General features: G+C 73.4%; 14 protein-coding genes. 5 read left to right on the forward strand and 9 right to left on the reverse strand.

All coding sequences use genetic code 11. The annotated features are described in order from the left end of the window. Window positions 1–14: 14 nt before the first annotated feature. Window positions 15–1838 carry an ABC transporter ATP-binding protein gene (locus DSZ44_RS11600; RefSeq protein ID WP_110852791.1) on the reverse strand — a complete coding sequence of 608 codons (1824 nt, stop codon included), beginning with the start codon at window positions 1836–1838 and terminating at the stop codon, window positions 15–17. 163 nt (window positions 1839–2001) lie between these two features. Between DSZ44_RS11600 and DSZ44_RS11605 the strand changes: the two genes are divergently transcribed. Beyond that, window positions 2002–2409, forward strand: coding sequence for a MarR family winged helix-turn-helix transcriptional regulator (locus tag DSZ44_RS11605; RefSeq protein ID WP_110852792.1), 408 nt, complete (start codon window positions 2002–2004; stop codon window positions 2407–2409). Here DSZ44_RS11605 and DSZ44_RS11610 read toward each other — a convergent pair. Both DSZ44_RS11610 and DSZ44_RS11615 read right to left on the reverse strand, forming a co-directional pair. Next, window positions 2406–2777, reverse strand: coding sequence for a GntR family transcriptional regulator (locus DSZ44_RS11610; RefSeq protein WP_110852793.1), 372 nt, complete (start codon window positions 2775–2777; stop codon window positions 2406–2408). The two genes, DSZ44_RS11605 and DSZ44_RS11610, sit on opposite strands and share 4 nt — an antisense overlap. Window positions 2778–2898: 121 nt before the next feature. Then, window positions 2899–3270, reverse strand: coding sequence for an ArsR/SmtB family transcription factor (locus DSZ44_RS11615; protein WP_220035173.1), 372 nt, complete (start codon window positions 3268–3270; stop codon window positions 2899–2901). Between the two features lie 56 nt (window positions 3271–3326). On the opposite strand from DSZ44_RS11615, the gene DSZ44_RS11620 reads away from it, so the two are divergent. Beyond that, window positions 3327–4376 (forward strand): cation diffusion facilitator family transporter, encoded by a 1050-nt coding sequence (locus DSZ44_RS11620; RefSeq protein WP_110852794.1) that lies wholly within the window; start codon window positions 3327–3329, stop codon window positions 4374–4376. A gap of 40 nt (window positions 4377–4416) precedes the next feature. Continuing rightward, window positions 4417–5517 carry a DNA glycosylase AlkZ-like family protein gene (locus DSZ44_RS11625; RefSeq protein ID WP_110852795.1) on the forward strand — a complete coding sequence of 367 codons (1101 nt, stop codon included), beginning with the start codon at window positions 4417–4419 and terminating at the stop codon, window positions 5515–5517. Here the strand turns inward: DSZ44_RS11625 and DSZ44_RS11630 are convergent. After that, window positions 5514–5846, reverse strand: a complete 333-nt coding sequence (locus DSZ44_RS11630) for a TlpA family protein disulfide reductase (protein ID WP_220035174.1) — start codon at window positions 5844–5846, stop codon at window positions 5514–5516. The genes DSZ44_RS11625 and DSZ44_RS11630 overlap by 4 nt on opposite strands. A 92-nt stretch (window positions 5847–5938) precedes the next feature. On the opposite strand from DSZ44_RS11630, the gene DSZ44_RS11635 reads away from it, so the two are divergent. Continuing rightward, window positions 5939–7663 (forward strand): hypothetical protein, encoded by a 1725-nt coding sequence (locus DSZ44_RS11635; RefSeq protein WP_110852796.1) that lies wholly within the window; start codon window positions 5939–5941, stop codon window positions 7661–7663. Between the two features lies 1 nt (window position 7664). Here DSZ44_RS11635 and DSZ44_RS11640 read toward each other — a convergent pair whose 3' ends face one another. The 4 genes from DSZ44_RS11640 to DSZ44_RS11655 all read right to left on the reverse strand — a co-directional run bounded on the left by DSZ44_RS11640 (window position 7665) and on the right by DSZ44_RS11655 (window position 11260). Next, window positions 7665–8417: a TMEM70/TMEM186/TMEM223 family protein gene (locus tag DSZ44_RS11640; RefSeq protein WP_110852797.1), complete on the reverse strand. Its 753-nt coding sequence runs from the start codon at window positions 8415–8417 to the stop codon at window positions 7665–7667. A gap of 17 nt (window positions 8418–8434) precedes the next feature. Beyond that, on the reverse strand, window positions 8435–8782 hold the full coding sequence (locus DSZ44_RS11645) for a PadR family transcriptional regulator (RefSeq protein WP_110852798.1): 348 nt from the start codon (window positions 8780–8782) through the stop codon (window positions 8435–8437). Between the two features lie 90 nt (window positions 8783–8872). Next, a complete protein-coding gene (locus DSZ44_RS11650) occupies window positions 8873–9904 on the reverse strand; it encodes a glutathione S-transferase family protein (protein ID WP_110852799.1) in 1032 nt (343 codons plus the stop codon). Between the two features lie 126 nt (window positions 9905–10030). Continuing rightward, complete coding sequence (locus tag DSZ44_RS11655; RefSeq protein ID WP_110852800.1) at window positions 10031–11260, reverse strand: amidohydrolase; 1230 nt, start codon at window positions 11258–11260, stop codon at window positions 10031–10033. A 78-nt stretch (window positions 11261–11338) separates the two neighbouring features. Between DSZ44_RS11655 and DSZ44_RS11660 the strand changes: the two genes are divergently transcribed. Further along, window positions 11339–11725, forward strand: coding sequence for a hypothetical protein (locus tag DSZ44_RS11660; protein ID WP_110852801.1), 387 nt, complete (start codon window positions 11339–11341; stop codon window positions 11723–11725). A gap of 11 nt (window positions 11726–11736) precedes the next feature. Here DSZ44_RS11660 and nhaA read toward each other — a convergent pair whose 3' ends face one another. Then, the gene (nhaA, locus tag DSZ44_RS11665) at window positions 11737–12951 is read right to left on the reverse strand and encodes a Na+/H+ antiporter NhaA (RefSeq protein ID WP_110852802.1); all 1215 of its coding nucleotides are present in this window, start codon (window positions 12949–12951) and stop codon (window positions 11737–11739) included. Window positions 12952–13062 lie beyond the last annotated feature (111 nt).

Here is a 13062-nt window from a genome sequence, read left to right on the forward strand (position 1 = left end):
ATAAGGGGGTGGGGTCAGGGGACGAGGGCGGGCTGGCGCTCGGCCGCCCTCACCAGGGCCGCGTAGTGGCCGTCCGCAGCGAGGAGGTCCTCGTGGTTGCCGACCTCGACCAGCTCGCCGTGGTCGACGACGGCGATGAGGTCGGCGTCGCGGACGGTCGACAGGCGGTGGGCGATGGTGATCGTCGTGCGTCCGCGGCTCAGGACGTCGAGCGCCTCCTGCACCGCGTGCTCCGTGCGGGTGTCCAGCGCACTAGTCGCCTCGTCGAGGACAAGGACGCGGGGGTCGCGCAGCAGCGTCCGGGCGATGGCCAGGCGCTGCTTCTCACCGCCGGAGAAGCGGTGCCCGCGCGCGCCCACCACGGTGTCGTAGCCGCGCGGCAGGGCGAGGATGACGTCGTGCACCTGGGCGGCGCGGGCCGCGGCCTCGATCTCCTCGTCGGTCGCCTCGGGCCGCGCGTAGCGCAGGTTCTCCCGCACGGTCGTGTGGAGGAGGTAGGTCTCCTGGGAAACCACACCCACCTGGCAGGCGAGGTCGGTGAGGGTGAGGTCGCGCAGGTCGACGCCGTCGAGCAGCACCCGTCCGGACGTCGGGTCCTGCAGCCGCGCGACCAGGCCCGCGATCGTCGACTTGCCCGCCCCGGACTCCCCGACGAGGGCCAGCCGGGTGCCGGCGGGCACGTGCAGGTCGAGGTCGGTGACGGCGTCGGCGTCCGCGTCGGGGTAGCGGAAGGAGACGTCCTCGAAGGTCACGGCGCCCGGGCCGCCGCCGGAGGGTAGCGCCACCGGCGCGACCGGGTCGTCGATCTCCACGGGCAGGTCGAGGTACTCGAAGATCCGGCTGAACAGCGCGAGGGACGCGGTGACCTGCACGCCGGTGTTGAGCACGCCCATGAGGGGACGGAAGAGCCCGGACTGCAGCGCGATGAACGCGACGAGCGTGCCGATCGTGATGTCGCCGGAGCCGGGCAGCCCTGCGACGAGGTAGATGAGCGCGGGGATCGCGGAGAAGATGACGCTCGTCGTCGCCATCCGCCAGCGGCCGGCCAGCTCGGAGCGCAGCTCGAGGTCGGCGAGCTCTTCGGAGGAGTCGGCGAAGCGGCGGCTCAGCTCGGGGCCGGCACCGAGGGTCTTGGCGAGGAGCGCGCCGCTGACCGACAGGGACTCCTCGACCTGGCCGTGCAGACCGGCCAGCGCCGACTGGCGCTGGGCCGTCACCTCTCGCCGCAGCTGCGCGACCCGGCGGGTGAGCCAGATGGCGGGCGGCAGGACGACGAGGGAGAGCAGGGCCAGCTGCCAGCTCAGCGCGACCATGGCGACGATCGTCGCGATCGCCGTCGTGACGTTCGCCGTGATCGCGGTCGCGGTGCCGGTGACGACGGACTGCATGGCGCCGATGTCGTGGGTGAGGCGCGACTGCACCTCCCCGCCGCGGGTGCGGGTGAAGAAGGACATCGGCTGACGCTGGAGGTGGACGAAGACGTCGGTGCGCAACCGGTGCATGACGTGCTGGCCGACGTCGGTGGAGAGCCACGTCTGCAGGACGCCGAGCGCCGCCGTCACCACCGTGACGACGAGCATCGCTCCGACGAGCACGAGCAGCAGGTGCACGTCCTGCTCGGGCAGGGCGACGTCGATGACGTGCCGGGTGAGGAACGGGGTGGCCAGGCCCATGACGGAGCTGGCGGCGATGAGTGCCACGACGAGGAGCAGCCGGCGCCGGTGCGGCGCGAAGAGCGCCGCGATGCGCCGCAGGCTCACGGGGTGGGACTCGAGCTGGGCCGTGTCGGCCGGGTCGCGGCGAACGGGGCCGTGGGGGCGGAAGGAGGGGCTCGACATGAGCGCCACCTCGCTTTCTCAAAGGCGACGGCGGAGGATGGGTGCCGTCGGACCGGTACAGGGGCGGGGCGCGGGACCGGCCCGCGATGTCTCGCCGTGACCGTCGCGCCGCACGCAATAGCGAGGTTACCTCACTATGTGGGTGCGCGCTACTGTAGACGCCATGGCCGACCCCGAGCTCAGCGAAGCACTCATGCACGCCAGCCGCGCGCTGCGCCGCCGCATGTGGTCCTCGCTGGAGGACTGGGAGCTATCCCCGCACCAGGCGCGCGCGCTGCGCACCGTCTGCGCGCACGACGGCGCCCGCCTCAGCGAGGTGGCCGCCCACCTGCGGATCGCCCCGCGCTCGGCCACCGAGGTGGTCGACTCCCTCGAGGCGCGCGGTCTCGTCGCGCGGCAGCCCGACCCGGCCGACCGGCGGGCCGTGCTCGTCGTCGCCACCGACGAGGGGCGCGAGGTCCACGAGGCCGCCGACCGGCTGCGCGGCGCGGAGGCCGAGGCCTTCTTCGGTCGGCTCGACGCGCACGAGCGCGAGCAGCTCGCGCGGCTGCTGCGCCTGCTCGTCGACTAGACGCCGAGCGCCCTGCGCACGACGGTGAGCGCCTCTCGCGGGTCCAGGCCGAGGGCGTGCACCGCCTCCGCGTAGGCCGCGGCGGCCCGCTCGGCCGCCGCGTGGTCGTCGGATGATCCGCGCGACGTCTCGGGGTCGGTGACGAAGGTGCCGGCCCGGCCGCGGCCGACGAGGAGGCCGTCGTCCTCCAGCTCCCGGTAGGCCCGCGCGACGGTGTTGGGCGCGATGCCGAGCTCGTCCGCCAGCGCCCGCACCGTGGGCAGCCGGTCGCCCGGGCGCAGCGTCCCGTCACCGATCTGGGCGGTGAGCTGGGCGCGCAGCTGCGCGAAGGGCGGCTCGGGGGAGGCGGCGTCCAGGCGCAACGTCATGCGGCACTCGCGAGGGCAAGGTGGGCTGTAGGGGGCACGCTCACACGCTAGGGCTCGGGCCGCGGTGGTGCCAGCAGGCTCAGCCGCTCGTGGGGGTGCGGTCCCGCCCGCGTCGTTGCGCCTAGCGGCCCACGGGGCCGGCGGCCCGGTAGCTGTGGGCGTCAGCTCCGGCGGCCACGCCGGTGACGTGCTCCGCGTGCGAGAGGGATTCGGCGAGCAGGCGGTGGACGTGGGTGTCCGTGGCGGAGTAGTACACGAAGGTGCCCTCGCGCCGCGTCCTCACCAGGCCGGCGAGCCGCAGCTTCGCCAGGTGCTGGCTCACCGACGCCGGTGTCGCCCCGACGTTCTCGGCGAGGGTGTTGACGTTGGACTCGCCCTGGAAGAGGGCCCAGAGGATCTTCACGCGCGTGGGGTCGGAGAGCATGCGGAAACGGTCCGCCGCGATCTGCGCGTGCTCGTCGTCTGGGACGGGACGTACCGGCTCGTCGTGCACGTCACCACCCTAACGCCGTGTCGTTATCTGCATAGATGAGCAGGTAGTTTGAAAACATGGACACATCACTGCAGCCAGGGGTCGACGACCCGCACGTCGGCCACGGCCACGGCCACGGCCATGCTCACAGCGGGCCGTTGGCTCGCTTGCGCCACGCCCTGGTCCCGCACAGCCACGACCACTCCGAGGCCATCCGCACCGCCGAGGAGGCCAGCGCCGTCGGCATCCGCGCCTCGTGGGTGAGCCTGGCGGGCATGGGCGCCACCGCGGTGCTGCAGCTGCTCATCGTCTGGCTCAGCGGCTCGGTCGCGCTGCTCGCCGACACCCTCCACAACCTCGGCCACCTCGCGACGACCATCCCGCTCATCATCGCCTTCCGGCTGGGCCGGCGGCCCGCGACCCGGCGCTACAGCCACGGCTTCCGCCGTGCCGAGGACCTCGTGGGGCTCCTCATCGGGCTGGTCGTCGCGCTGTCCGCGGTCCTCATCGTGTGGGAGTCGGTCCGCGCCCTCAGTGCCGAGCGCGACATGACGCACCTGGGTTGGGTGCTCGCGGCCGCCCTCGTCGGCGCGGCCGGGAACGAGGTCGTCGCGATCTACCGCATCCGTGCGGGCCGACGGATCGGCTCCGCGGCGCTGGTCGCCGAGGGGCAGCACGCCCGGACCGATGCGCTGACGTCCCTCGCCGTCGTCATCGGCGTCGTGGGAGCGTGGGTGGGCCTGCCGTGGGTGGACCCGGTCGTCGGTCTCGTCATCGCGGCCGTCATCGTGGCAGTGCTCGTCAGCTCCATGCGCACCGTCGTCCGCCGGCTCATGGACGGTGTCGAGCCCGACACCCTCGACCTCCTCGAGGTCGAGGCAGCCAGGGTGCCGGGGGTCGTCGCGGTGGACGCGGCGCGAGCGCGGTGGACTGGCCACCGGCTCGAGGCCGACATCGAGATCATGGTGGGCAGCGACCTCACCCTCTCGCGCGGCATCGACGTCGCACGTGCGGTCGATGAGCAGCTGCGGACGCGAGTGCCCCACCTCGAGCGCGCGGCGGTCCGGATCGTGGCCGCGGTGCGGTCCGCCCAGGAGGAGGACACCGCCCCCGTCCCGCCGGGGTGAAGCGGCGGCCGCGACGGTGACCGCGCCCTACCCTGCTGCCATGTCGCTCACCTGGGCGCAGGCGCTCGCCTGGCGCCTGCGCCGACAGCTTCTCGATCCCGTCGGCGCCGGGACGGTGGACGACGTCGTCGGCCGGCTCGGCGCCGTCGTCGCGAAGGACCTGGGTGCCGCCGAGCTGAGCGTCCGCCTGCGCCTGCAGCACTCGCAACCCGGCGATCTCGTCGCGGCGCTGGCCGACGGGCGGCTCGTCAAGACCTACGCCTTCCGCGGCGCCACCCACCTCATGACCCCCGAGCAGGCCGCCGTCCACCTCGCGCTGCGCACGGCGAGCCGCATGTGGGAGCTGCCGAGCTGGCAGGAGTACTACGGGCTCGCGCCGGAGGACTGGCCCGCCCTGCGCGACGTCGTGCGCGAGGCGCTCGCCGACGGACCGCTCACCCGCGCCGAGCTCGCCGACGCCGTCGCCGCCACCCCGGCCTTCGCGCAGCTCCACGCCTCGATCGCCCGGGGCAACGACACCCTCCTCAAACCGCTCGCCTGGCAGGGCGTGCTGTGCTTCGGACCCGAGCGCGGCGGCCGGGTCACCTTCGCGAGTCTCGAGGCGAACCCCCGCTGGCCGGGCCTGCCCGACCTGGAGGACGCCGGTCCCCGGGCCGTGCGCGCCTACCTGCGCAGCTACGGCCCGGCCACCCCCGAGCGTGTCCACTACTGGATCGGGGAGGGCCTGGGCGCCGGCCGCCGGCGGGTGCGTGACTGGCTCGCCGGGCTCGACGGCGTGACGACCGTGGACGTCGGGGGCGAGGGTGCCGCCGTCCTCGCCGAGGACCTCGAGGACCTGCGCGCGACGGCGCCCACGGACGCCGTCCGTCTCCTCCCGGGCCACGACCAGTGGGTCCTCGGCCCCGGCACCGCGGACGCGCACGTCGTCCCGTCGGCCCGCCGCCCCGCCGTCACCGGTGGCGCCAACCTCGTCCTCGCCGGCGGTGTCGTCACCGGGACGTGGACGATCCGTTCCGACGACGTCACCGTCACCTGGCACGTGGACGCGGGTCCGCCGCCCACGCCACAGCTCCAGGACGAGGTCGCCCGCCTCGCCGAGCTCCTCCAGCGGCCGCTGCGGGCGATCGTCCAGCGTGCCTAGGCGCCGGCGGGCGCGAGCCGGTCGATCAGCTCGCGCACGGCGGCCAGCCGCGGGACGCCCTCGTACCGCGTGACGACGGTGCCGTGGGCGTCGAGGACGACGACGGTCGGCGTCTGGGTGATCGCGAGGCGGGCGGCCAGATCGGTGTCGTGTGCCACGTCGACGTCCACGTGCCGCACGCCGGGCGTCGTCTCCGCCACCCGGGCGAGCAGGCCGCGCGCCGCCCGGCACGGCGCGCAGAAGCCCGAGGAGATCTGGAGCAGGGTCGCCCGCTCACCGAGCGGGCCGGTGAGGCCGAGCGCGTCCGCGGTGAGAGGGGAGGAGGTCACCTTCCCGATTCTACGGAGCCTCCCACCGCCCCGCGCCGCGGCCCGGCGCCCCACGTAGTGTGGTCGAGCACCCGACAGCTGGAGGCCTCCCCGTGAGCCGACGTCCGACCCGCGCCGCGGCCCTCGCCGTGAGCGCGTGCCTGGTCCTTGCCGCCTGCTCCGGCGAGGACGGCCCCGACGACTCCGAGAGCCCCACCGCCGAGCCCAGCCCCGAGCGCGGGGAGGTCCAGCAGCCCGCCGGCACCGCCGTGGTCCTCACCGGCGCCGACGGGGAGCTCGCCCTGGCCGCGAGCCGCACCTTCTTCACCCAGGCACCCGTCGTCGTCCTCGCCGACGACGCCGAGCCGGCCTCCCGTCTGCGCGCGAGCACCGCGGGCCTGGCGCTCGGGGCACCCGTCCTCCTCGACGACGACGCCGCCGCCCTCACCGAGGAGCTCGGCCGCCTGGAGGCGGGCTGGGTGCTCACCGTCGGTGACGCCACGGTGCCGCAGGACGTGGGCGACGCCGTCATCGTCCCCGCGCCGGCCGACGACGCCGCGCTCGCCGAGGACCTCGGCCTGTCCGTCGGCGAGGCCGTGGAGGTGGCCGAGGGCGAGGAGGTGACCGCCGTCGTCGGGCTCGAGCGCGGGGAGCTCACCCCGCTCGCCGCCGCCACGGACGCGGCGGCGGACGACGCCGCCGAGCAGACGACGGACGGCGCGAGCGCGGAGGCGACGGACGACGCGAGCGCGGAGGCGACGACCGAGCCGGCGGACGAGGAGCTGCCGGCGACCGAGCTGCCCGAGCCCGTGACAGGAACCCTGGCCCTCACGACGGGGGCGCCTGCGGAGCTGCTCGCGACGGCGACGGCACGCGCTGCCGGGGCGGACGTCGCCGTCGTCCCCGGCGGTGACCCGCGGGCCACGAGCGAGTCGGTGTCCGCGCTGAGTGAGGCGGGCGCCGAGCACGTCGTCGGCCTCGGGGACGCCTTCGGTGACGACGAGACGCTCGCCTGGCGCGCGGCGACGGCGGCGAGCGGCGTGGAGCTGCCCGGCGGCGGCCAGCTCGTGTTCCCCGGGAAGCGCTACGTCGCGCTGTACGGCAGCCCCGTGACGCCGGCGCTCGGCGTGCTGGGCGAGCAGGGCACCGAGGCGACGATCGCCCGCGCGGAGGAGCACGCCGAGCCGTACGAGGACCTCGTCGACGACACGGTGGTGCCGGCCCTGGAGATCATCGCGACGGTCGCCTCCTCCAGTGCCGGCGACGACGGCAACTACTCCAACGAGTGGCCCGTCGAGGACCTGCGTCCGCTCGTCGAGGCGGCGGGGGAGGCGGGCCAGTACGTCGTCCTGGACCTCCAGCCCGGCCGCTCCTCCTTCCTCGAGCAGGCCCAGCTGTACGCCGAGCTCCTCGAGCTGCCCCACGTGGGCCTCGCGCTGGACCCGGAGTGGAACCTGGGCCCCGACGAGCACCACATGGTGCGCATCGGCTCGGTGACCGCCGAGGAGGTCAACGAGGTGGTCGACTGGCTCGCCGACTTCACCCGGGAACGCAACCTGCCGCAGAAGATGCTCGTCCTGCACCAGTTCCAGGTGCGGATGATCGAGACCGTGCCGGAGGTGGACCTGTCGCGCAGCGAGCTCGCCGTCCTCGTCCACGCCGACGGCCAGGGCGGCCAGGGCGCGAAGCAGGACACCTGGCGCACGCTCCACGAGTACGGCCCGGACATCCAGTGGTGGGGGTGGAAGAACTTCTACGACGAGGACGTCCCGATGCTCACCCCGGAGCAGACCATCTCCCAGGTCGACCCCGTCCCCCACTTCATCACCTACCAGTAGGTCAGGACACCACCCACGGCAGGACCGACAGGACGACGTAGGAGGCCGGGACCATGACGGCCGGCATCAACGTCACCAGGGACCGGCGACGTGGTGCGGGAGCCTCGGGAGCCGGACTGAGCGGCGAGGTGACGAGGTCCTCGTCCCCGTCCTTCGTCAGCTCGCGGTACTCGACCACCGCCAGGGCGACGACGACGACGAACAGCCCGACCGCGGGCGCGGCAGGGGGCAGCGCGAGAAGGGCCGGCAGGTCGAGCCGTCCCGCCAGGGCGGCGCCGCCGCCGAGCAGCATCTCGACCGCGATGAGGGGCATGCCCACCGCCCAGGGGTGGGTGATGATGTGGCGCAGGAGGGCCGGGATCGCGAGCAGCACCCCGATGAACAGCACCGTCGCGCCCACCTGGACGATGTTGTAGGACAGGTCCTCGCCGCGTGCCCACGCGAAGGCGGCCGACGTGCCGACGAGGAGCGCGAGCACCTGCACGCCGGAGACGACGGCCACTCGCCGGACGCCGGCGGCCTGGGCGGGTGACCGGTCCACGTCCAGGCTGCGCGCATAGCCGACCGGGTCGCCGAACGCCTGCGCGGGGCTCTCGCCGGTGTCGGTGCAGTGCGCCTCGACCTCGGCGAGCCGGTCGCCGATCACCGGGCCGGGCACGTCGAGCAGGCGCAGCTCGACGACGAAGTCGTCGCACCACTGCTGGTGCTCCTTGACGAAGGGCCGGTGCCAGACCTCGTTCGTGGTGCTTTCCATGGTGTCTCCTTGAGGTGTCACCGGCTCGCGGCCGGGGTGGGGGACAGGTGGGACTCGACGGTGGCGGCGAAGGTGCGCCACTGGGTGGTGCCCTGCTCCAGGGCCGCGCGCCCGGCGTCGGTGAGGGCGAAGTACTTCCGGCCGGGACCGCCGTCGCCCGCTCGCCACTCGACGGTGACGAGCGCGTTCTTCTCCAGCCGGCCCAGCAGGGGGTAGAGCGTGCCGCCCTTGATGTCGCCGAAGCCCGCCTCGGCGAGCTCGGCGGCGATGGCGTAGCCGTAGGTGGGGCCGCCGGCGAGGGTGCGGAGCACGCAGAGCTCGAGGACTCCGCGGAGCCACTCGCTGCGGTGGGGTGTCACGCTCATGAGTAGATCGTGGCACTAACTAGTCAGGTTGTCTAGGTAGACCCTCTGAGTAGTAGGACGGCGGCAGGCGAGCGGGCGCCCGCCGCGTGCTCAGGCCAGGGGCGTGTGGGCGGGGTCCACACGCTCGCCCTCGGGCACCGGCCCGGGCGGCGTGCCGTCACCGAAGGGCCGTCCGCCGAGCTCCTCGCGGCCGTGCGGGGTGAGCCAGCCGGACAGGTCCGGGCCGACCGGCACGATCTGGGTCGGGTTGAGGTCGGTGTGGACGACGTAGTAGTGCTGCTTGATCTGGACGAAGTCGATCGTGTCGCCGAAGCCGGGTGTCTGGAAGAGGTCGCGGGCGTAGCCCCACAGCGCCGGCATCTCGCTCAGCGTGGTGCGGTTGCACTTGAAGTGCCCGTGGTAGACCGGGTCGAAGCGCACGAGCGTGGTGAACAGGCGCACGTCCGCCTCGGTGATCGTGTCGCCCACGAGGTACCGCTGACCGGTGAGCCGCTCCTCGAGCCAGTCCAGGGCGGTCCACAGCCGGTCGTACGCCTTCTCGTAGGCCTTCTGGGAGCCGGCGAACCCGCAGCGGTACACCCCGTTGTTGACCTCGGTGAAGACGCGCGTGTTGACGGCGTCGATCTCCTCGCGCAGGTGCTCGGGGTAAAGGTCCGGGGCACCCTCGCGGTGGTGCTCGCGCCACTCCGAGGACAGGTCGAGGGTGATCTGGGCGTAGTCGTTGGTCACCACCTGCCCGGTGGGCACGTCGACGAGCGCCGGGACGGTGATCCCGCGGGGGTAGTCGGGGAACCGGGCGAAGTAGGCCTCCTGCAGCCGCTCGATGCCGAGCACCGGGTCCCTACCGCCGGGGTCCAGGTCGAAGGTCCACGAGCGGGCGTCGTGCGTCGGTCCGGGCAGACCGAGCGAGATCGCGCCCTCCAGCCCGAGCAGGCGGCGCACGATGATCGTCCGGTTCGCCCACGGGCACGCCCGCGCGGCGACGAGCCGGTAGCGCCCGGCCTCGACCGGGTAGCCGTCCACGCCGTCGCGGGTGATGCGCGTGGTGATGTAGTTCGTGTCCCGCGTGAACTCCTGCCCGGAGGTCACGTAGCTGCCGGCGGTCGAGTGCGCGTCGTCCATGCCCTCGACCGTATCCCCGTCCGCGACGGGCCGCCCTCTCCGCTCAGGCGTCGCCCCTTCCGTCGCCCTGGGAGGAGTGGAAGGGACGACGCGTCGTCGCGGCGGGCCGCCGGCCCGGGCGCGTCCTCAGAAGCGCTCGCTGCGCTCGTGGACCCCGTGCTCGCTGGAGTACACCTCGGTGCCGGTGATGAGCACGCGCTGGACGCGGGAGAAGACGTCGAGCGGGTCGCCGGACCAGATGACGACGTCGCCGTCCAGGCCCGGGCGCAGCGCCCCCACGCGGTCGTCGAGCCCGAGGATCTCGGCCGGGTTGATCGTCAGCGCCCGCAGCGCGACTCCCCGGTCCAGCCCCTCCTTGACGGCGAGCGACGCCTGGTGGACGAGGAAGTTGATCGGGACGACCGGGTGGTCGGTGGTGATGGCGACCTTGACGCCGGCCTCGGCGAGGCGGGCGAGGTTGGCGATGTCGCGGTCGCGCAGCTCGACCTTCGAGCGGCTGGTGAACATCGGGCCGAAGATCACCGGCACGTCCTTCTCGGCGAGGACGTCCGCCACGCGGGCCCCGTCGGTGCCGTGGTTGACGACGAGCCGGTAGCCGAACTCCTCGGCGAGCCGGATCGCGGTGGCGATGTCGTCGTGGCGGTGGGTGTGCTGGTCCCAGATCAGCTCGCCGTCGAGCACCGCCGCCAGCGTCTCGAGCGTGAGGTCGCGCTCCACCGGCTTGCCCTCGGACAGCGCGTGGTCGCGCTTAGCGGCGTAGTTCTGGGCGCGGACGAACGCGTCGCGGATGACCTTGGCCACGCCCAGGCGCGTGGAGGGCAGGGCCTTCTTGTCCCCGTACACGCGCTTGGGGTTCTCCCCGAGCGCGGACTTCACCGACACCCGCTCGCGGAGGAGCTGCTCGTCGACGGTGCGCCCGCCCCACGTCTTGATCGCGACCGTCTGGCCACCGATCGGGTTGCCCGAGCCCGGCTTGACGACGGCGGAGGTCACCCCGCCGAGGAGGGCGTCGCGAAAGCCCTCCTCCTCGATGTTGATGGCGTCCAGCGCGCGCAGGCCCGCGCCCACCGGGTCGGTCATCTCGTTGACGTCGGCACCGGCCCAGCCCTCGCCCTCCTCGTGGACGCCCATGTGGGCGTGCGACTCGACGAAGCCCGGCAGCACCCACGAGCCGCTCGCGTCGACGACGCGTACCCCCTCGGGGACCTCGACGTCGGCGCCCACGGCGGAGATGACGCCGTCGAGGACGAGGACGGTGCCGTTCTCGATCGGCTCACCGTCCACGGGGACGACGTAGCCGCCGGTGACGGCGACGGAGGCGGCGGACGTGCGGCGGGGCTGGGAAGAGGTCGTCATGTTCCAGTGGTATCACCCGCCGGGGGTGGCAGGCTTGGCAGCGAGGCGGCGTGGTGCCGCCTCGGGAGGAGGCGCGACATGGCCGCACGTGAGACGGGAAGCACGACGTCACAGGGCAGCGCACCCGGAGGCCCGCAGGGGAGCTCGGCGGCGGGCCGGGAGTCGCGCAAGCCGCAGCGGGGCGAGCGCAGCCGGCTGGGGTGGATCGCCATCACCGTCGCGGGGCTGCTCACGGCCTGGCAGGTCGTCTACGCGATCACCGTGGAGAGCGTGGCGAACAGGGACACCTACGAGTCCATCGGGCTCATGCTCGTCCTCGTGCTCGCGGTGGGCTCCCTCGTCCTTGGCATAGTCGCACTCGCCCAGCGAGTCCTCCCGCGCTGGCCGGCTGTCGCCGCGCTCGCCGTCGGGGTCTACGCCTTCATCGTCGCGATCGCCGGCTGGATCGGGCGGCTCATGTACTGAGCCGGCCGGGCTCAGGTCTCGATGTCGTCGCGGGTGCGCGCCCGGACCCGCAGCGCGAGGCCGCCCAGCAGGGCCGAGAGGAGCGAGCCGAGCAGCACGCCGACGCGTGCGTGGCTGCTCTCGACGGAGCCCGGCTCGAAGGCGAGCTGGGCGATGAGCAGGGAGACGGTGAAGCCGACGCCGGCGAGCAGGCTCATCCCCACCATGTCCTTGAGGTTGAGCCCCTTGCCGAGGGCGAGTGGGGTGAGCGTGACGAGCAGGGCGGTGCCGCCCCAGATGCCGAGCAGCTTGCCGAGCGGCAGCCCCAGGGAGATTCCGATGGAGACGGGGTCGGTGACGATGCCGAGCAGGCCGCCGGAGTCGACGACGTTCACGCCGGCGGCGAAGAAGGCGAAGACCGGCAAAACGAAGCCGGCCGAGATCCAGCTGATCCTGTGCTCGAACTGGTGGGACAGGTCCTCGTCCTCGCCCGCCCGGGCGACGGCGGGGACCACCATGCCGAGGAGCACGCCGGCGATCGTCGCGTGAACCCCGGACGCGTGCATGAACGCCCAGGCGACCACGCCCACGGGGATGAGCACCCACCAGGCGGTGATCCGGCGGCGGACGAGCACCGCGAAGACGACGACGGCGAGGAATGCGGCGGCGAGAAGGAGGTAGTTGAGGCCGTCGGCGAAGACGACGGCGATGATGACGATGCCGATGAGGTCGTCGACGACGGCGAGGGTGAGGAGGAAGAGGCGCAGCGCCGCCGGGAAGCCTCGGCCGAAGATGCCGAGGAGCGCGACGGCGAAGGCGATGTCTGTGGCGACCGGCACCGGCCACCCGTCCCAGATCCCCGAGCCGGTGACGGCCTGGACGAGGAGGTAGACGGCCACCGGTCCGGCGACCCCGAAGAACGCCGCGATGACGGGCACGGCCGCCGTGCGCGCGTCGCGCAGGGAGCCGGTGACGAACTCCTGCTTGAGCTCGAGGCCGACGGCGAAGAAGAAGATGGCGAGCAGACCGTCCGAGGCCCAGGCGGCCAGCGTGAGGTCCAGGTGCAGCGCCGCCGGGCCGACGGTGACCTCCGAGAGGGAGACGTACGCGTCCCGCCACGGGGAGTTGGCCCACACGAGGGCGACGAGGGCGCCGACGAGCAGCACCATCCCGGCGAAGGTCTCGTTGCCCAGCTTCTCGCGGTACGCGGCGAACGGGCCGCTGGCGGTGGTGGACGCGCTGGACATGGGGCGTGCCTTTCTCGGGTCGGACGCGGCGGTGGCCGCGAGTCACTCTACGGGCGGGTGTGCCCGGATCGCGCTGTGGCCGGGAGGGCGGGTGCCCTCCCGGCCACAGCG

The sequence above is a fragment of the Georgenia satyanarayanai genome (genome assembly GCF_900116375.1).
Classification (GTDB): Bacteria; Actinomycetota; Actinomycetes; order Actinomycetales; family Actinomycetaceae; genus Oceanitalea; species Oceanitalea nanhaiensis.

Excerpts from the sequence above, each read along its gene's own strand:
- DSZ44_RS11655 (WP_110852800.1), bottom strand. The coding sequence starts at position 11,260 with ATGACGACCTCTTCCCAGCCCCGCCGCACGTCCGCCGCCTCCGTCGCC.
- DSZ44_RS11610 (WP_110852793.1), bottom strand. The coding sequence starts at position 2,777 with ATGACGTTGCGCCTGGACGCCGCCTCCCCCGAGCCGCCCTTCGCGCAG.
- DSZ44_RS11660 (WP_110852801.1), top strand. The coding sequence starts at position 11,339 with ATGGCCGCACGTGAGACGGGAAGCACGACGTCACAGGGCAGCGCACCC.
- DSZ44_RS11640 (WP_110852797.1), bottom strand. The coding sequence starts at position 8,417 with ATGGAAAGCACCACGAACGAGGTCTGGCACCGGCCCTTCGTCAAGGAG.
- DSZ44_RS11620 (WP_110852794.1), top strand. The coding sequence starts at position 3,327 with ATGGACACATCACTGCAGCCAGGGGTCGACGACCCGCACGTCGGCCAC.
- DSZ44_RS11650 (WP_110852799.1), bottom strand. The coding sequence starts at position 9,904 with ATGGACGACGCGCACTCGACCGCCGGCAGCTACGTGACCTCCGGGCAG.
- DSZ44_RS11625 (WP_110852795.1), top strand. The coding sequence starts at position 4,417 with ATGTCGCTCACCTGGGCGCAGGCGCTCGCCTGGCGCCTGCGCCGACAG.
- DSZ44_RS11645 (WP_110852798.1), bottom strand. The coding sequence starts at position 8,782 with ATGAGCGTGACACCCCACCGCAGCGAGTGGCTCCGCGGAGTCCTCGAG.
- DSZ44_RS11600 (WP_110852791.1), bottom strand. The coding sequence starts at position 1,838 with ATGTCGAGCCCCTCCTTCCGCCCCCACGGCCCCGTTCGCCGCGACCCG.
- nhaA (WP_110852802.1), bottom strand. The coding sequence starts at position 12,951 with ATGTCCAGCGCGTCCACCACCGCCAGCGGCCCGTTCGCCGCGTACCGC.
- DSZ44_RS11605 (WP_110852792.1), top strand. The coding sequence starts at position 2,002 with ATGGCCGACCCCGAGCTCAGCGAAGCACTCATGCACGCCAGCCGCGCG.